The 15,481-nt window shown below is 53.9% G+C and carries 19 protein-coding genes and 1 pseudogene; 12 read left to right on the plus strand and 8 right to left on the minus strand.

Annotation, left to right across the window (positions count from 1 at the left end; translation table 11 throughout):
* The first annotated feature begins 12 nt into the window (after positions 1 to 12).
* Both IQ254_RS10545 and IQ254_RS10550 read left to right on the plus strand, forming a co-directional pair.
* The gene (locus IQ254_RS10545) at positions 13 to 1,356 is read left to right on the plus strand and encodes a CHAT domain-containing protein (protein WP_193966136.1); all 1,344 of its coding nucleotides are present in this window, start codon (positions 13 to 15) and stop codon (positions 1,354 to 1,356) included.
* A gap of 134 nt (positions 1,357 to 1,490) precedes the next feature.
* Complete coding sequence (locus tag IQ254_RS10550; protein WP_193966137.1) at positions 1,491 to 1,775, plus strand: hypothetical protein; 285 nt, start codon at positions 1,491 to 1,493, stop codon at positions 1,773 to 1,775.
* Positions 1,776 to 1,955: 180 nt separating this feature from the next.
* On the opposite strand, the gene IQ254_RS10555 is transcribed toward IQ254_RS10550, so the two are convergent.
* Together IQ254_RS10555 and IQ254_RS10560 are read right to left on the minus strand one after the other, a co-directional pair.
* Positions 1,956 to 2,780, minus strand: a complete 825-nt coding sequence (locus tag IQ254_RS10555; protein WP_193966138.1) for a TlyA family RNA methyltransferase — start codon at positions 2,778 to 2,780, stop codon at positions 1,956 to 1,958.
* An 11-nt stretch (positions 2,781 to 2,791) separates the two neighbouring features.
* Positions 2,792 to 3,229 (minus strand): hypothetical protein, encoded by a 438-nt coding sequence (locus IQ254_RS10560; protein WP_193966139.1) that lies wholly within the window; start codon positions 3,227 to 3,229, stop codon positions 2,792 to 2,794.
* A gap of 196 nt (positions 3,230 to 3,425) precedes the next feature.
* Between IQ254_RS10560 and IQ254_RS10565 the strand changes: the two genes are divergently transcribed.
* On the plus strand, positions 3,426 to 4,187 hold the full coding sequence (locus IQ254_RS10565) for a FecR domain-containing protein (RefSeq protein WP_193966140.1): 762 nt from the start codon (positions 3,426 to 3,428) through the stop codon (positions 4,185 to 4,187).
* A 309-nt stretch (positions 4,188 to 4,496) separates the two neighbouring features.
* Here the strand turns inward: IQ254_RS10565 and IQ254_RS10570 are convergent, their stop codons facing one another.
* The 3 genes from IQ254_RS10570 to IQ254_RS10580 all read right to left on the minus strand — a co-directional run bounded on the left by IQ254_RS10570 (position 4,497) and on the right by IQ254_RS10580 (position 5,339).
* Complete coding sequence (locus IQ254_RS10570; RefSeq protein ID WP_193966141.1) at positions 4,497 to 4,736, minus strand: hypothetical protein; 240 nt, start codon at positions 4,734 to 4,736, stop codon at positions 4,497 to 4,499.
* The gene (locus IQ254_RS10575) at positions 4,726 to 4,932 is read right to left on the minus strand and encodes a hypothetical protein (RefSeq protein ID WP_193966142.1); all 207 of its coding nucleotides are present in this window, start codon (positions 4,930 to 4,932) and stop codon (positions 4,726 to 4,728) included. Before IQ254_RS10575 ends, IQ254_RS10570 begins: the two co-directional genes overlap by 11 nt.
* A 179-nt stretch (positions 4,933 to 5,111) precedes the next feature.
* Positions 5,112 to 5,339 carry a hypothetical protein gene (locus IQ254_RS10580; RefSeq protein ID WP_193966143.1) on the minus strand — a complete coding sequence of 76 codons (228 nt, stop codon included), beginning with the start codon at positions 5,337 to 5,339 and terminating at the stop codon, positions 5,112 to 5,114.
* A 113-nt stretch (positions 5,340 to 5,452) separates the two neighbouring features.
* On the opposite strand from IQ254_RS10580, the gene IQ254_RS10585 reads away from it, so the two are divergent.
* The 7 genes from IQ254_RS10585 (at position 5,453) to IQ254_RS10615 (ending at position 11,912) form a co-directional block, all read left to right on the plus strand.
* Positions 5,453 to 5,665 (plus strand): DUF2283 domain-containing protein, encoded by a 213-nt coding sequence (locus IQ254_RS10585; RefSeq protein ID WP_193966144.1) that lies wholly within the window; start codon positions 5,453 to 5,455, stop codon positions 5,663 to 5,665.
* Between the two features lie 34 nt (positions 5,666 to 5,699).
* Positions 5,700 to 5,909: a type II toxin-antitoxin system HicB family antitoxin gene (locus IQ254_RS10590; protein ID WP_193966145.1), complete on the plus strand. Its 210-nt coding sequence runs from the start codon at positions 5,700 to 5,702 to the stop codon at positions 5,907 to 5,909.
* Between the two features lie 349 nt (positions 5,910 to 6,258).
* The gene (locus tag IQ254_RS10595; RefSeq protein WP_193966146.1) at positions 6,259 to 6,516 is read left to right on the plus strand and encodes a hypothetical protein; all 258 of its coding nucleotides are present in this window, start codon (positions 6,259 to 6,261) and stop codon (positions 6,514 to 6,516) included.
* 236 nt (positions 6,517 to 6,752) lie between these two features.
* The gene (locus IQ254_RS10600; RefSeq protein WP_193966147.1) at positions 6,753 to 7,016 is read left to right on the plus strand and encodes a hypothetical protein; all 264 of its coding nucleotides are present in this window, start codon (positions 6,753 to 6,755) and stop codon (positions 7,014 to 7,016) included.
* A gap of 301 nt (positions 7,017 to 7,317) precedes the next feature.
* Positions 7,318 to 8,229 carry an alpha/beta fold hydrolase gene (locus IQ254_RS10605; RefSeq protein ID WP_193966148.1) on the plus strand — a complete coding sequence of 304 codons (912 nt, stop codon included), beginning with the start codon at positions 7,318 to 7,320 and terminating at the stop codon, positions 8,227 to 8,229.
* A gap of 78 nt (positions 8,230 to 8,307) precedes the next feature.
* A complete protein-coding gene (locus IQ254_RS10610) occupies positions 8,308 to 8,514 on the plus strand; it encodes a hypothetical protein (RefSeq protein ID WP_193966149.1) in 207 nt (68 codons plus the stop codon).
* Between the two features lie 137 nt (positions 8,515 to 8,651).
* Positions 8,652 to 11,912 carry a glycoside hydrolase family 15 protein gene (locus IQ254_RS10615; protein WP_193966150.1) on the plus strand — a complete coding sequence of 1,087 codons (3,261 nt, stop codon included), beginning with the start codon at positions 8,652 to 8,654 and terminating at the stop codon, positions 11,910 to 11,912.
* Positions 11,913 to 11,978: 66 nt separating this feature from the next.
* Here the strand turns inward: IQ254_RS10615 and IQ254_RS10620 are convergent, their stop codons facing one another.
* Positions 11,979 to 13,202 carry an MFS transporter gene (locus tag IQ254_RS10620; protein WP_193966151.1) on the minus strand — a complete coding sequence of 408 codons (1,224 nt, stop codon included), beginning with the start codon at positions 13,200 to 13,202 and terminating at the stop codon, positions 11,979 to 11,981.
* 13 nt (positions 13,203 to 13,215) lie between these two features.
* Between IQ254_RS10620 and IQ254_RS10625 the strand changes: the two genes are divergently transcribed.
* Complete coding sequence (locus IQ254_RS10625; protein ID WP_193966152.1) at positions 13,216 to 14,208, plus strand: endonuclease/exonuclease/phosphatase family protein; 993 nt, start codon at positions 13,216 to 13,218, stop codon at positions 14,206 to 14,208.
* Between the two features lie 63 nt (positions 14,209 to 14,271).
* Here the strand turns inward: IQ254_RS10625 and IQ254_RS10630 are convergent.
* Positions 14,272 to 14,436, minus strand: a pseudogene (locus IQ254_RS10630) (IS1 family transposase); the annotation flags it as partial.
* 184 nt (positions 14,437 to 14,620) lie between these two features.
* Here IQ254_RS10630 and IQ254_RS10635 point away from each other — a divergent pair.
* Positions 14,621 to 15,109 (plus strand): hypothetical protein, encoded by a 489-nt coding sequence (locus IQ254_RS10635; protein WP_193966153.1) that lies wholly within the window; start codon positions 14,621 to 14,623, stop codon positions 15,107 to 15,109.
* Here IQ254_RS10635 and IQ254_RS10640 read toward each other — a convergent pair.
* The coding region (locus IQ254_RS10640; RefSeq protein WP_193966154.1) for an IS30 family transposase at positions 15,100 to 15,481 on the minus strand (382 nt) is incomplete at its 5' end. The genes IQ254_RS10635 and IQ254_RS10640 overlap by 10 nt on opposite strands.

The following is a 15,481-nucleotide window of genomic DNA, read 5'->3' on the forward strand; positions in this document are numbered from 1 at the left end:
TAGGTGTTTCTTATGAATAAGCTAGTTGTTTTAAGGATTAGCTGCCAATCAAGTAATGGCCAATATCAGGTCATTGCTGAAATCGGTAACGAAAGAAAAGCTTCTGATCTTGAAGTTACAGGTTGGCTGCCTAAGCTTTCGAATAGTTTTTTGCAAGCACTAAAAGACTGGAAGCTAGCTTTCAGAAATTTAGACACTCCAAGGCGACTTAAGGTAAAAAAGCTTTCTATAGATAAATCTGTTATAGGTGATTCTAAAAATCTATTATATTCAGACTTGGATGAGCCAAGGATTTCATGGAATGAGATTTGTGGAGAACTTGCTGAAAAACTAAATATAGAAATGAATTCTTGGTTGAGCTTTGGTGGCTTTCAGAAAATCATAGATAAACTAAGTCAAGAACTCAGTCCTGAAGACAACATCCAAATCATTGTTTGCACTAATGAAGAAGTAATTTATAATTTGCCTTGGAATTGTTGGAGCATTTTAAAGAACCTTAAAAAATCAGAGGTTTGTTTCAGCTTGGCGGACGAAAGCTGTTCTGCATCTTCAAGACAAGAAAACCGACTTGAAGGCTTGAAAATATTAGTTGCATTGGGAGATGATGAAGGGATTGATCTAGAAAGAGACAAATGGATATTAGGTGATCAGCTTTCTGGTAAGACAGATATCTTCACAAAACTACTAGTGCAACCTTCTAAAGCAGAACTTGAAACAGCTCTAGAAACTGGCACCTGGGACTTGTTGTTTTTCTCTGGCCACAGTGAAACATTCAAAAACGAAGGGGTTTTATACCTGAAAGGCGGAAACCCTATATATTTATCTAAACTTGAATTTAGCTTTAAAAGAGCAATATCAAATGGTTTGAAGTTAGCCATCTTTAATTCCTGTGATGGTGTAGGAATTGCTAGAACACTTCAGAAGTTACAGATTCCTCAGATTATTGTCATGCGTGAACCTATTCCGGACAAAGTGGCGCATGATTTTCTGACTAGCTACATCGAAAGTCTTCAATCTCTTGATAGCGGTTCGCCCTTATATCTGGCAGAAAGATATGCCAGAGAGAGTGTGAAAAGCAGTATGACCTGTGCTGATTGGCTACCAGTCGTATTTCAGAACCACAAGGTAGCATCTCCAGTTCGAGGGTTTATTGAGAAATCAAGTTTTAGCATGTCTAACGATAAGATACCAAGCTTGCATGCTTCAATTGGTATTGTGCCTGAGCTTCAATTTGAAGAACGAATCTACGGGAGCAAGAAAAGTTATAAGGTTACAGTTATTGACCCCATCAGCGAGAACTCAATTGGAAAGATTCAATATAGGGGGGGCTATGGAAAGCCAAAATATTTCCCCTAAATAGGTTCTCGATTGACACCCATAAGACAACCATCTCAATTTTCCCTGGTGATGATGTTTGTGTTGTTGCTAGAGAAGGCAGTATTTACTTCGTTTTGCCTCGGGATCTGGCTGCCTCAAGTTCATTGAGTCAGATGAAGGCAAGCATAGGAGCTGGCATTCAACAAGGTGGAAAAGGTCAGATAAGAGAGTCTCACAAATTTCTGAAGCATAAGACCAAAGGAAAACAGCTAAGAAAGCCTTACACGTTTCTCGGCAGTGAAAATAAATTTTCTGATCGCATTAGACCTTTACTTCTGGGTTGGTTCTTGGCATTTTTCTTCCTAGGATGTGCTCTTAATTTAACGTCAGTTGGAGGCGGAAATAGGCTAAATATACCTGAGGCAAGAAATTCTGTCGGCTTACAAAATGATTTGTAACTCAAAGAAATATGCCTTGAATAACTTAATAGATCCTAGATAAAGCAACTTTTTTGCTTAGCACTCCTAACAAGCTGGAAGTGTTCAATGTGTGCTTAGACAGGGGCTATATATGCCGCCTAGCATCGAAGCTATAGTCATATGAGGTTCATCTGCCCAGTGATGTACCGTTTAGGGATCTCAATCTCCCAAAGCCAGCCGAGCACCAATGGCAAGAGCCTTGAGGTCATCCAAGGTAGGCACTTCATTCTCCTGCCCCTCTCCCGCCTCTACCAGCCACAGCAGATACTCAATATTGCCAGCCGGGCCAACCAGGGGCGACCAGGTGAGGCCACGGTAGGCCCAGCCGAGGGTTTGGGCGGTTTCCAGAACGGCGGCGATCGCACCGGCCTGATCCCCAGGGTCGCGGACGACGCCTTTCTTGCCGACGCGATCGCGCCCCACCTCAAACTGCGGTTTCACCAGCAGCACGGCTTCGCGGGGGGGCATCAGCAGCGCCCAAAATGCAGGCAGCACTTTGGTGAGGGAAATAAACGACAGGTCCATGACGCCCAGGTCGGGGCGGCGATCGTTCTCGCCATAGAGCTGTTCAGGGGTGAGGTGGCGCAGGTTGGTGCGCTCGCGCAACACCACGCGGGAATCCTGGCGCAGGGCCCAGGCCACCTGGCCGTAGCCCACATCAATGCCGTAGACCCGCTCGGCCCCGGCCTGGAGCAGGCAGTCGGTGAAGCCGCCGGTCGAAATGCCGCCGTCTAGCGCAATTCTGCCGGGGATGACGATGGGAAACTCAGTCAGGGCCTTGGCCAGCTTTTCGCCGCCGCGTGAGACAAAGGGCGATCGCGCCTTTACCAGTACATCCACATCCGCCGTGAAGGCAGTGCCGGGTTTATCGACCACCGCGTGGTTGACCTGCACGTCTCCGGCCCGAATCAACCGCTGGGCCTGCTGGCGCGAGTCGCACAGGCCCCGTTCCACCAGCAGAGCATCTAGACGCTGTTTGGCCATTGCCCCCGCTCCTAGTCCTTGGCGCCAGGTTTGACGCCCCGCCGCCCAGCGATCTGTTCGAGCTGCTGTTTGACCAGGTCGAGGCGGGGTTTGGTGCCCTGGCGATCGTAGCGATCGCTGGCTTTGAGCAATCCCTGTACGGCCATGCTGTCGGTGCCCATATTGGCGTAGGCCAAACCGCCATTGTGAAAGGCCTCGGCACAGTCAGGCTCGGCCACCATCACGTTGGTGAACTGATCGATCGCCGCCGGGTAGCGGCCCGCCGCAAAGGCGGCGCAGCCCGCTTCAAACTGGGCTCTAGCCCCATCGCTAATCGGCACCGATAGCTCCGTTACCGGCGTCGGAAACAGGGCACTATTGCCCAGGGGGCGACGGTAGGCCCACACCATCGCCCCCATGCCCAGGCCGAGGATGGTGAGTACAACCGAGAGCCAAATCACCAGTTCCACAGGGTTCGATCTCCAAATAGATAAAACAAAACTGCCCACATGCTGGTGCTAACCGCCCTGGTCAACACCACCCGCACTGGCGGGCATGGCTGATTAATCGCCACTATTACCTTACGCCTGACCGGATTGTTGGTGCACCGGGCTGAAGAAATTAGAGAATACCGCGGCTTTTATCTCCCTGAATGACACTATCACCATGTACTCTCTCCCCAATCCGATCGCGCCTACCGTCAACCTGAGGGCGTTTGCCCTACCGCTGCTATTGGTGATAGGCGTGATGGGCTGCCAAGCCACCCCGCCACCAGCGCCGCTCCCGGGGGATTCAACTACTACAGTTACCGACGACGCAGCGGCCAACATCGCCACCATTCAAGCCATTGTTGCCGAGCCGGTCTCGGTCACGCTGGGCCAGAATGCCCCGGCTCCGGCCCAGCTGAACCAGGCCCTTGCCTACGGCGATCGCATTCGCACCGTAGACCAGGCCCTCGCCGAGGTAGGGCTAGAGACTGGCCCAGTATTCCGCATTGGCGGCGATGCAACCTTAACCCTACAACCCAACCAGCTCGTGCTCAATACTGGGCAAATGATCACCTGGGTAGAGGGTAAAGCGGCAGAACCGGTGGAGATCGTCACCCCCGCTGGCATCGCTGGCATTCGCGGCACCACGGTGTTTGTCAATATTATTGATGCCCCGGCGGCCCCCATCGAAATTTTTTCCTGGGAGGGCGAGGTGGCATTTCGGCTGCCCGGCAGTGCCGAGGAAATCGTTCTGAACAGTGGTGAACAGCTGTTTATCACCCCTGGCGAGCAAGATATCGCCTCCCTCAGGCAGCGGGTGCAGACCCTCGATCGCGCTACGGCATTGCAGCGCCTGGAGAATAGCGAGTTAATCAATGGCTTTAACCGCCCCATACCGACCCGAGATGCGATCGAAGCCACGGTAGAGGAGCTGCAATAACGCAAGCGCCCGACCCGCAGGGCAGATAGCATGGCTTGATTGTAGGCCTATTTTCTCTAAAGCCTCCCCCCGGTAGATTGTGCCTACTGGGGGGATGTTGGCGTTTAGCCCGTGCTGGTTTGCCCCCTCGCGGCGTCGAAGCTGGCTGCGGCTAGAAACCGGGTTTCTTTGGCGGGTGCAGGCACGATTTGATTTGGCCTCTGATACCGAATCCTGGTTGGCGAAAGGAGATTTTGCCCCAGCTCCCTGAACCAGGTTTTAGGGTTGTGCAAAGTGTCTACCCTCAAGGCTGCGATCGCCCCGGTCAAATTAGATGATCACGTCCGCAGGTTGACCTTGTTGACTCAGCTCATCAACAACAGCGCCGATTTGGCGATACTCTAGCGAAAACTTACGTTTCAAGGTATTGACAGTTTCATTCAAAACCTGCGTGCTAATCCATGATTCATGAGTTTGAGTACATTCACGGGCTTGTTGCTGTTTGTCTGGCTCATCTTGGGAATAGCCGTAGATAACAATGTTGGTATCGAGAAATGCTTTAGCGCTCATTGGCTTCATCTCGGTTGAATTTGAAGCCTTTAGTATTTAGAGATACGGCTTGAAATCTGGCACCGTTGGAAATGGTCTGCGCAGACGAGCTGGCTAAAGCACGTTGATGAATAAACTCAGCAAACACCAGAACTAGGCTGGCCTCTGCTTCAGGTAGCGTTTTTACCAGTTCATAAATGCTTTCTGCTGTGCTCATTAGTCTCTCCTATTTGAAAAGTAGGGTGGGCATTGCCCACCGTCCAACTGTTACGTGAAACTATCTCAGCTTTTCTTCATCGTAGGATTTTTTAGTGATCGGGCAAGGGCAGAGCTAGAGGGGCATAGCGTTATCAGAGAGATAGTGGTTTGTGCCTTGGATGAGCGGTGGGCAATGCCCTACGGCGATCGCTTGACGCCCAGTGCAGCCCCCAGTACACCGCCATGGAATGGGTTTCTGGCTCTGGCATCGAGCCCCTGCCCACGGTGCCAGAGCGCCGCCCATAGGCCAGCCACAGCCGCTACAACAATGGTAGTTTGTTGCCATATGGGTATGCTGCCCAGGGGAGAAACCTGAGCGAGAAAGTCGTAGAGCGCCCAGGTGCCCAGGGTAGTGACAATTGGCAACCAGCAAAACCAGGGAAACGCGAAGAGAGCCAGCACCTGCAACCACTTTTTCTCAGGCGTTAATTTAAGCTGATGCCAAGCACCAAGGCCAGCGCCAGCGAAAGCGAAGTTTTATGGACAGGCTGAAAATTCTGCAAGCATCCAATCAAACCAGCTGGGACTATGACGATGAAGCGGATATCTTGTATCTATCGGTTGGTGAGCCTCGCCCTGCAGTTGGGATCGGCATTGGCGATGGTGTGGTACTTTGCTATGACGAAGCCACTCAAGAAGCAGTCGGACTAACGGTTGTTGGGGCGCGGGCTAAGCTTGCAAAAGCTGCCTAGCACAGGATCTGTTGCAGCAAGGGAATTAGAGATAATGAGCAACCTGCGTTATGAGATGATTATTGTCTGGTCAGAAGAGGAGGATTGCTTTCTGGTGCATCTGCCCGATTTTCCTGAACAGACCTATCGCACCCACGGCAGCAGCTACGAAGAAGCGGTCCGCAACGGGCGAGAGGTTTTACAGCTTCTGCTAGAGGAAGATGGGCTGCCCCTGCCAGAACCTAAATTTTCTGTTGCTCAATAGCTAATGGTGGGTACTGCTCAACCTACGGCACATCAAGGCTTTTGGCGATTCGCCAGATTTCTTATTTGCGGTTTGCAGATAAGCACTGAGGATACTCCTGCTGAAATCTGAGTGCGAAGCTTCGATGCAAGCATTAGAGCAGGGTCGTGAGGGGGGAGCCTTTGTCTAAGAAGAAGTTTCGCAAGTCCGTTGAAAGTATTCGTAGACAGGTTGAGATTCACTACGAGAAAATAGCCACTGAACAACAGAAGCCAGCACCAGATGAAAACTTGATTAGATATTGGCACAAAGAAATCTCAGGGCTTCAGAAAAGTTTGGCTAGAGCAGAAAAGCGATTGAGGCGAGGGCAATGATTTCTAATATTCAACAGCCTTTACAGGTAAATCCAACTCTTTCAACGATTCTGACCGAATTAGGTGAAGAATGTGAGAAGGTGACGTTCTTGCTCAGTCAACTTAAGTTAGCCAACTTAACTGATGATCAAAAGGGAGACATTCTTGCGGAACTTACGGGCTCCGTTAGCCACCTGCACGTCCATACCGAAGATTTACCAGAGCTTATTCAAGACGAAATTTTCGCATTACCGAGTGACTTGGAAAACGACTAGCTGTAGGTTGAGTTGAGCGCGCGAAACCCGTCACATACTCAGAATTTTCACCCCGTACCAACCGTCTCCGGCAACAAATCTCATCTCTGATTTCTGGGTTACTAAAGATACATCTCTTGCTCAAGATAGCGATAAAAGCTTAAAACGGGCCAATCTCGAGAGGCGTTTACCCAGCCAATGCTGAGCCTCAGGTTTCGCCAACTCAACCCAGCCTATGAGCTGCTAGCATAGACCCTATGAGCGTTCTACTTCCCCCTCACCTTCAAACCCTCCCGGCCTCTCTACCCGTCGAGGGTGCCGTTAATATTGTGGTTGAAGAAGGTATTCCTATCTTTCGAGCCTCTCAAATTGTTCAGCAGCGTATAGAAGCCTTACTTGATAAGCAAGTAGATAATAGTCTTAGCTCAGAAGAAGTCGCCGAACTAGATCGCTACGAAGAGATAGACGACTATTTGAGCTTCGTAAACCGCACCATTCGCAACCTTTACCTCAAACGGTAGGTCGCCATCCCCCTACGGACGATCCTGTCCAAAACTAGTAAATTCATCACTGTTCTCATCGGCTTCAAACGCTTGACACCCCTGATGTTCAAAGGTCAGCAAACTGGCTCTGGGGCTGGCAGGGTTCGCGCAAACGCCCCAAGCCATACCCAGTTGCCCCTCATAACGGCAGAAAATACTTGCAGCCGCAACAACCGAGGCCCCAGTCATGATCGCGATCGCAGTTGATCAGCATCTTAAACAATGGCCAGAGCTAACCCTGTATTATAGGAATTAGTTACATGTCGTTACATTACTGACTATGGTCGCTGAACTGGTTCCCCTGTCGCTGACAGCCATCGAAAAGCACACCTGGGTATGGCAGGGCCACACCATTGCCTACACCGTTACCGAAGAGGGCACCGGAAACGGCACGCCCATCGTCCTGATCCACGGCTTCGGCGCATCGCTGGGCCACTGGCGCAAGAATATCCCGGCCCTGGCGGCAGCAGGCAACCGGGTCTATGCCATCGACCTGCTGGGCTTTGGCGACTCCGACCAGCCCGAGCTACCCTACACCCTCGACCTCTGGCAAGACCTGCTGGCCGACTTTTGGAGCGAGTTCATTGGCACTCCCGCCATCTACGTCGGCAACTCCATCGGCGGCCTGCTCACCCTCATGCTGCTGGCCAACCACCCCGACAAAGCCCAGGCCGGGGCCGTGCTCAACTGCGCCGGGGGCCTCAACCACCGCCCCGAAGAGCTGCACCCGCCCCTGAACTGGGTAATGGGGGCCTTTACCTGGCTGGTCAGTTCACCCACGGTGGGGCCGATCGTCTTTAACCAGGTGCGCCGCAAAGGCCGCATTCGCAGCTCGCTCAAGCAGGTTTACCGCAACCCCGAGGCGATCACCGACGAGCTGGTCGATATGCTCTACACCCCGGCCTGTCGGCCCACCGCTCAGAAGGTGTTTGCCTCGGTCGTCACCGCGCCGCCGGGGCCAAAACCCGAAGACCTGCTGCCCCATATTGCCCAGCCCCTCTTGGTGTTGTGGGGTGAAAATGATCCCTGGACGCCGATCGCAGGAGCCAAAATCTACGGTGATTTGGCCGCAGAGAGCGATCGCGTCACGTTCCACAGCATTGCCGACACCGGCCACTGCCCCCACGACGAGCGCCCTGAGGTGGTCAATCCGCTGTTGCTAGACTGGCTGGGCAGCTTGTCTAGCCAATAGCCGTATGATCACAGTCGAATCAACTTGGGTTTAGGGGGAATGCTGGTGTCTACCTGTTTCTAACCTGGAGATAGACCGATGTCTGCAAGCCGCGCCAACGCCAACGCGAGTTTTCAAGCCGCCCTGAAGGAGGTTGAATCGCTATTTGATACAGCCTGTGGGGTATCTGGCTGTACCGATCTGGAAACCTGCAATACCGCGATCGCCCCTCACGCAGAAGCCAATGGTGACAAGAACCTCAAGGCTGCCACCAAACCTGACCACGACGAACCCAATCCAGCCTAGCAATCCGTCATACTGCATCGAGCCACCGATCTGAGAATTCTGCCATGTCTCTTTCGCTGGTCTGGTCAATTGCCCCTAGAGTAGGTTACAACCCGATTAACTCTGACCTGCCGTTGCTCCTATAGCCATAATTGCTTATGTCTTCAGCCTCCCTCCAGGAACGGCTCGATCGCTACTATCACGAGATCAAAACCGTGATTTTGGCTCGTCAGCATCCGGTTAGCGGCCTGCTGCCCGCCAGTACGGCGGTGAATGTGCATGGCGACTACACCGATGCCTGGGTGCGCGACAACGTCTACAGCATTTTGGCGGTGTGGGGGGTAGCGCTGGCCTACCGCCACCTCGACGACGACCAGGGCCGCACTGTTGAGCTTGAGCAGAGCGTCGTCAAGCTGATGCGGGGGCTGCTCATGGCCATGACTCGTCAGGCGGAGAAGGTCGAGCAATTCAAAGAACGGCAAGATCCACTCCAAGCACTCCATGCCAAGTACGACACCGGCAGCGGGCTACCGGTGGTGGGCGACGACGAATGGGGGCACTTGCAAATTGACGCCACCTCGGTGTTTTTGCTGATGCTGGCGCAGATGACGGCCTCGGGGCTGCAAATCATCTTCACCCAGGATGAAGTCAACGTTGTGCAAAACCTGGTCTATTACATTGGCCGGGCCTACCGTACCCCCGACTACGGTATTTGGGAGCGGGGCAACAAAATCAACCACGGCAAGCCCGAGCTCAACGCCAGTTCGGTGGGTATGGCCAAGGCGGCCCTAGAGGCGCTGCGGGGCTTCAACCTCTTTGGCATGCGTGGTGGGCAGGCCTCGATGATTCACGTGCTCACCGATGAGATCGCCCGAGCTCGAATTACGTTAGAGTCGCTGCTGCCCCGCGAGTCGGGCTCTAAAGAAGTGGATGCGGCGCTGTTGAGTATTGTGGGCTATCCCGGCTTTGCCATCGACGACGACCAACTGGCTCGCAAGACGCGGCAGAAAATTATCGACAAGCTGCAGGGCAACTACGGCTGCAAACGGTTTTTGCGCGATGGCCACCAGACCGTGATCGAAGACACCACTCGCCTCCATTACGAGCCCGAAGAGCTGAAGCAATTTGAGCACATTGAGTGCGAATGGCCGCTGTTTTTCACCTACCTGTGGCTAGATAGCTTGTTTGCCGGCGACAAAGACCAAATTCGCGTTTACCAAGAGCGGCTGGCGGCGCTCACGGTCGATCGCGATGGTCTGGGATTGCTGCCCGAGCTATACTACGTGCCCGAAGACGGCCTGGAGGCCGAGCGCGAAACGCCCGGCAGTCAATCTCGGTTGCCCAATGAGAACCTGCCCCTGGTCTGGGCCCAGAGCCTCTATTTGTTGGGGCAATTGCTGCAAGACGGGCTGCTCAAACCCAGCGATATCGACCCCCTGGGGCGGTACCGCGTTTTGGGCGATCACCGCTATCCGGTGGTGCAGGTGGCCCTGCTGGCCGAAGACAAGGCCCTGCAAACGGAGCTAGCCACCTACGGCCTAGCCACCCAAACCCTAGAAGAAATTGACCCGGTACAGGTCTATCCAGCCAGTGAACTGTCGTCGATCTATGCCGAGATTGGCAAAAACGACAAGCTGGGCCTCAGCGGTCGCCCGGTGCGGCGGCTGCGCAGCCTGACCACCTCGCGGATGTTTCGCATTCAGGGCGAGTCGGTGGTGTTTTTGCCGTCATTCTTAGACCAGCAGCGGTTTTACCTCACCCTCGACTACCACTTTTTGGTGGCTCAGATGCGCAGCGAGCTGGCCTATATCTACGACCACTGGCGCGAGCCGGGGCGACCCACGGTGACGCTGCTGCTCACCCACGCCATGTTTCAGCTGGGTCATAAGCCGATCTACGAATCGCCGCTGATGGCGCTGATGAAGGAGCTAATGGGCGATCGCTGCGATCACGTGCCGGTCAAAATCGGCCCTCTGCACCAGCTGATGATGACCACCAGCCTAGAGCGCATTGACAACGTCAACGCCTATCAGTTGGGTCACGCCTCCATTGGCTACTCGCCTCTGTGGACGGCCTATCTGGGCTTTGAACCCGGCCACGATGGCCCCCTGTCGCTGCTCGAAGAGTACGACGTCGAGCACGAAACTGACCTCGATCGCCTGCTTACTCAGCTGGGCGAATCGAACAATGTCTACGAGCAAATTGAACTACTCAGCACCCTCAAGCACCTGCATGGCTTGAATTTCAACACCGGCTTGGGCGGCTCTAGTCGAGCCGTTACCGTTGAGAATTTGCTGAATGAGGTCTATGCCAAGGCCAGCCAGCTCGAGCAGTGGGGCATTTTGCGCCGCGCCGCCGGGCTGCTGGGCAAGGCCGACATTACCCTGTCAGATGCAGTGACCGAGCTGCTGGTACGCCAGAAGCAGATCTCGGTAGGCAAGGCCTACAGCGAGGCATCGCTAATCACCGAGCCTATGAGCCACAGCGAGATCATCGAAACAATTCGCGCCCTCTGCGGCGACGATGTGCGCGACCATGTGCTCAACCAGGAGGTGCTGATCGATCTGAGCATTTTGATCAAGGCCGAGCCCAGCCTGTTTGACGGGCTGCTGACCCTGCGGGTGGGCTACCTGCTGCTGTTGATTACCAGCGAGTTGGCCCGCGAGCGCCACATTCCCCAAGATGAGGCCTACGCCCAGCTGGTTGACCTCAGCCCCTTTGAACTCAAAACCCGCCTGCGCCAGGTGCTAGCCGGGTTTGACGGACTCAACCAGTCGATCTTTCGCCGCGAGTCGCTACACGTTAAGCCCCATAACCCGATTAACTGGCAAGTGGTGCCCGACGCCGCTGCTCTAGAGCTTGAACCCACCGAGCCAGTCCAAGACTGGTTGCGCAAGCGTATGATCGATGGCGAGATTGCTCGCATTCCGCCAGAGTTTTATACCCAGGTATGGGAGGTGCTGAAGCACTCTAAGGGCATCGTCATCGGCAATAAGTTTGACCGCAAAAACCGAATCGACAGCGATCGCATTCTCTCGGAGATGACCCCCGGCGAACAAAACTTTGAGCGCCGCATCACCCACCTGCTGAACAAAATCCAGGCCCCAGAGTATCGCCACGTCAACCTCGAAGCTCTGCGAGAAATGGGCGAGATCTTTAAGGTCAACCCCGACCTGTACTTCGAAGATTATCTCTACCTAGACGTGCTGATTGGCCACGCGGTGCGCCTGGGCTGGCTCGACCAGCAGCCCGATCGCATCTCCCACTACGATGCCGATCGGGCCGCTGCCTGGCACTCGTTTTACCAGTTGCCGCCGACCCAGTGCGCCATCTATATTGCCATGGCGCTCCAGTTTCTCACGGTACTGGGTGAGACCGAGCCCGAGCCCGAGCCCGAGATGGTGGAAGAGGTGGTTTAGGGGACTGGGACTTGAGGCATACTCTCTAGCTCCCCATTTCCCCTGCCCCCAGCAACAGTTGTAAGTCTATAAATGAAATCCTTTAGCCGTGCCGCGCCCCGAGAGCGTCATGGCAAACCAGGCGGTCAATAGCGTCAGCGCTCCGGCAATCCAAAACGGGAAGCTGTAGCTGACGCTGACCAGCAGCCCTGCCGTCGCCGGGCCGATGGCATTGGAAATACTCAGGTACGAGGCATTTAGCCCCAGCACCTCGCCCTGTTCGCGGGGACCGCTGGTGAGCGATAGCAGCGCATCGATCAGTGGCATGGGGAAGGCATTGACGACGCTAAACACCACGGCGATCGCCGCAAAGGCGACGATGCTCGGGAACGTCGGCATCAGCAGAAACAAAATGCCCCGCATAGCCAGCGCCCCCACCAGCAGCTGCACCAGGCCAAAGCGCCGCCGCATCGGTTCGAGGGCAAACACCTGGGTGACAAAGCCGATAACGCCGACCGCTGCAAACATAATCGCCAGGTTGCGGGCATCTTGCCCCAGCACCTTGAGAAAGAAGGGCTGAAAGGCAAAGGTGAAGATCGTAAAGGTGAAGCCGCTGAAAAACGTCAGCCAGAAAATGCGGCTAAACCGCGTATCGGTGGCGGAACGGGCCAGCCGCCCAAAGCCAAAATCTCGCCAGGAGAGCTGAAAGGTCTCGCAGCAGTTTTCCAGGGTTTCAGGCAGCAGCACCAGGCAGAGCAGGGTGGCGATCAGGGCGATCGCCGCTGAAAACAAAAACCCCATGCCCAGGCTGGTAAACCCCGGCAGCGGTGGCACCAGCTGGGCTACGTAGCTCAAGGGCGGCCCCACCACAAACCCGAGTCGAAACATCGCCCCAAAAATGCCGTAGGCCCGCGCCCGTTGGTCAGGAGTCGTAATGTCGCTGACAATCGCCTGGGCAATGGAGGTATTGCCGCCAGTGATTCCGTCGAGCAGCCGGGCCGCAAACAGCACCCAGGCCACCGGGGCCAGCCCCGCCATTAGGTTGGCTGCCACCGTGCCCAGCAGGCTGACAATCAGCAGCGGTTTGCGCCCGATGCGGTCAGACAGACGGCCCAAAATTGGCGTGGCCAAAAACTGCGCAGCGGCGTAGGCGGTCGTCAGCAGGCTAGCCTGAAAATCGCTGAGGCCAAATTCCACCGCGTAGGGGTAAATCAGTGGAATAATCAGCGTAAACCCCACCGCGTTGATAAACGCCACCAGAGCGGCAATCCAAAACCGCAGCGGCAAGCGCGACGAATTGGCAGAAGTCATACAGTAAAACCCTATGAAAAAAATCTTGTTGGTGGTAGGTCTGGCCCTAGGGCTACCCGTAGCCGCATTGGTGGGCACGTTCTTTTATATCAGCGCGCCCAACTGGGCTGAGGCCGACTACGACAATCTGATCACCTACGACACCTACAGCCCTGGCGTTGCCAACCCTGAGCAGCTTAGCGTAGTCAGCTACAACATTGGCTATCTGTCGGGACTGACCAACCAGCAGGCGGTCGTGCGCGATCGCACCCTCTACGACACCAACCAGGCCACCGCCATTCAGGCCCTAGGAGCCCTAGAACCCGACATTCTGGCGCTGCAAGAAATTGACTTTGATGCCTACCGATCCTTCAACGTCAACCAGCAGTACGCAGTATCCGCAGCGCTGGAAATGAGCTACGGTGCGATCGCCGTCAACTGGGACAAGCGCTACGTGCCCTTTCCCTACTGGCCACCCCAGGCCCACTATCGGCAGCTAATCTCCGGACAGGCCGTGTTGAGTCGCTACCCCATTACCCGCAACGAGCGTCTGGTGCTCGAAAAAGTACCCTCTAACCCCTTCTTCTACAACGCCCTCTACCTCGACCGGGTAGCCCAGGTCAGCGAAATTGATCTCTCAGGCCAATCCTTAGTCGTCATCAACGCTCACCTCGAAGCCTTCGACGGCCCTACCCGCACCCGTCAAACCCAGGTGGTACGCGACCTGGCTGAGGGCTATGCCGAAGATTCTCCGGTGCTGCTGCTGGGCGACTTCAACAGCAGCCTTAGCCGCGATGCGGAGGCTGAACCCCGCTCAATCCAACTGTTGCTCGACTCCCCGGTGCTGGCCTCGGCCATAGACCCAGAACCCACCGTCCCAACCTTTCCCTCTGACCAGCCCAAATACACCCTCGACTATATCTTTTACACCCCCGCCACCCTGGAGGTGGTCGAGGCTGGGATCGTCACCCAGGCTGCCCAGGCCTCTGACCACCTGCCGATCCAGGCCCAGGTCAAGCTGCGTTGATCGTTACGTAGATGCCACCGTTTCAATGGGTGTCATTTATGACACCCATTGGGCGTTGCTGAATTAAGGGATGAACCCGGCAGGGACTGGAACATCGTCGAACTTGAGGTAGTGAAGTAACAATCGAACGGAGTGAGCCAGCATTTCTACGGACTTGGAATAGCAGAGCGTTTTGCGATGCAGCCGAGCCAGATAGTGAGTTAATCATTGGCTTTCTCTAGAGAGCCTGAACGCAGATTAGATTACCTGTCCACTTTATTGAGTCAAGATCAGTTCAAGATAGCCCTACCCACATCAGTATTCTGCCAAGCGCTACAATGCTTTTAGAGAAATACGAGGCAGCACTGGCAAATACCCAGAACGATTGGGAAAGAGTTGAGTAGTCTGATATCGACACCTGGAGCCCATTGTGATGGCATGGATATTTAGTCTATCGGCAGAATGCGGTTCAGATGAAATCAAGGCAAAGCTATTCGCCGAGTATTTTGAGGGAGCGACTTGGAGCCTCTCCAATGGGCACCCATGCCAATGTCGAACCGCCACTTTCCAGGATATTGATGAGAACTGGTGGTGCAGGGTCTGTCCTAACAATATTAGTGAGATTGGGATCGAGTCTCCTGAAAGTGCCTATCTAATGACAGAGTTAGGCATTCTCTTTTGCCAACATCTGCGTTCCGCTCCCGAATTTCGATATGCCCTGGTTGGGGTCGAAGTCGATGAATTCAGGACTTACAGCGAGTTGTTGGAAGATTTTTCTGAGTTGTCTGTTCCAGGCTTAGTTTTAGCCATTGAGGTTGGACAAAAGATGGAATTATCTCCAGCTTATCGCCCCTTCAGTCCTGGCTACATTTGGCTGCCGTATGAGAGTGAAATTTATAATCCACCGCCAATTCAAATCTGAAGTGCATCAGCGTCTGATTTATCTGAATAGAATACTTCAAATGGCGTTTTATAGTCAAGCGATTTTCTTGGTCTTTTGTTAATCAACATGACGGCTCTTTCTAATGTCTCCGGTTTGACGATTTTGAAATTTGTCTGCTTTGGAAAAAACTGTCTTAATAATCCATTCGTATGTTCATTGAGACCTCGCTCCCAGGAATGATAAGGATTAGCAAAGTAACACAATAGTTCCAACTCCTTACTCAGCTCTGCATGATTACTAAACTCTTTGCCATTGTCGAATGTCATCGTTTTTCGCTGGGTCTTTGGAATCTCTGTGAAGCGCCTAATCGTTACCTGATTAACTTCAGAAGACGTTTTATTTTTACCTAAA

Source organism: Nodosilinea sp. LEGE 07088 (genome assembly GCF_015207395.1).
Classification (GTDB): Bacteria; Cyanobacteriota; Cyanobacteriia; order Phormidesmidales; family Phormidesmidaceae; genus Nodosilinea.

Excerpts from the sequence above, each read along its gene's own strand:
- IQ254_RS10545 (WP_193966136.1), top strand. The coding sequence starts at position 13 with ATGAATAAGCTAGTTGTTTTAAGGATTAGCTGCCAATCAAGTAATGGC.
- IQ254_RS10550 (WP_193966137.1), top strand. The coding sequence starts at position 1,491 with ATGAAGGCAAGCATAGGAGCTGGCATTCAACAAGGTGGAAAAGGTCAG.
- IQ254_RS10555 (WP_193966138.1), bottom strand. The coding sequence starts at position 2,780 with ATGGCCAAACAGCGTCTAGATGCTCTGCTGGTGGAACGGGGCCTGTGC.
- IQ254_RS10565 (WP_193966140.1), top strand. The coding sequence starts at position 3,426 with ATGTACTCTCTCCCCAATCCGATCGCGCCTACCGTCAACCTGAGGGCG.
- IQ254_RS10570 (WP_193966141.1), bottom strand. The coding sequence starts at position 4,736 with ATGAGCGCTAAAGCATTTCTCGATACCAACATTGTTATCTACGGCTAT.
- IQ254_RS10575 (WP_193966142.1), bottom strand. The coding sequence starts at position 4,932 with ATGAGCACAGCAGAAAGCATTTATGAACTGGTAAAAACGCTACCTGAA.
- IQ254_RS10585 (WP_193966144.1), top strand. The coding sequence starts at position 5,453 with ATGGACAGGCTGAAAATTCTGCAAGCATCCAATCAAACCAGCTGGGAC.
- IQ254_RS10590 (WP_193966145.1), top strand. The coding sequence starts at position 5,700 with ATGAGCAACCTGCGTTATGAGATGATTATTGTCTGGTCAGAAGAGGAG.
- IQ254_RS10595 (WP_193966146.1), top strand. The coding sequence starts at position 6,259 with ATGATTTCTAATATTCAACAGCCTTTACAGGTAAATCCAACTCTTTCA.
- IQ254_RS10600 (WP_193966147.1), top strand. The coding sequence starts at position 6,753 with ATGAGCGTTCTACTTCCCCCTCACCTTCAAACCCTCCCGGCCTCTCTA.
- IQ254_RS10605 (WP_193966148.1), top strand. The coding sequence starts at position 7,318 with ATGGTCGCTGAACTGGTTCCCCTGTCGCTGACAGCCATCGAAAAGCAC.
- IQ254_RS10610 (WP_193966149.1), top strand. The coding sequence starts at position 8,308 with ATGTCTGCAAGCCGCGCCAACGCCAACGCGAGTTTTCAAGCCGCCCTG.
- IQ254_RS10615 (WP_193966150.1), top strand. The coding sequence starts at position 8,652 with ATGTCTTCAGCCTCCCTCCAGGAACGGCTCGATCGCTACTATCACGAG.
- IQ254_RS10620 (WP_193966151.1), bottom strand. The coding sequence starts at position 13,202 with ATGACTTCTGCCAATTCGTCGCGCTTGCCGCTGCGGTTTTGGATTGCC.
- IQ254_RS10625 (WP_193966152.1), top strand. The coding sequence starts at position 13,216 with ATGAAAAAAATCTTGTTGGTGGTAGGTCTGGCCCTAGGGCTACCCGTA.
- IQ254_RS10635 (WP_193966153.1), top strand. The coding sequence starts at position 14,621 with ATGGCATGGATATTTAGTCTATCGGCAGAATGCGGTTCAGATGAAATC.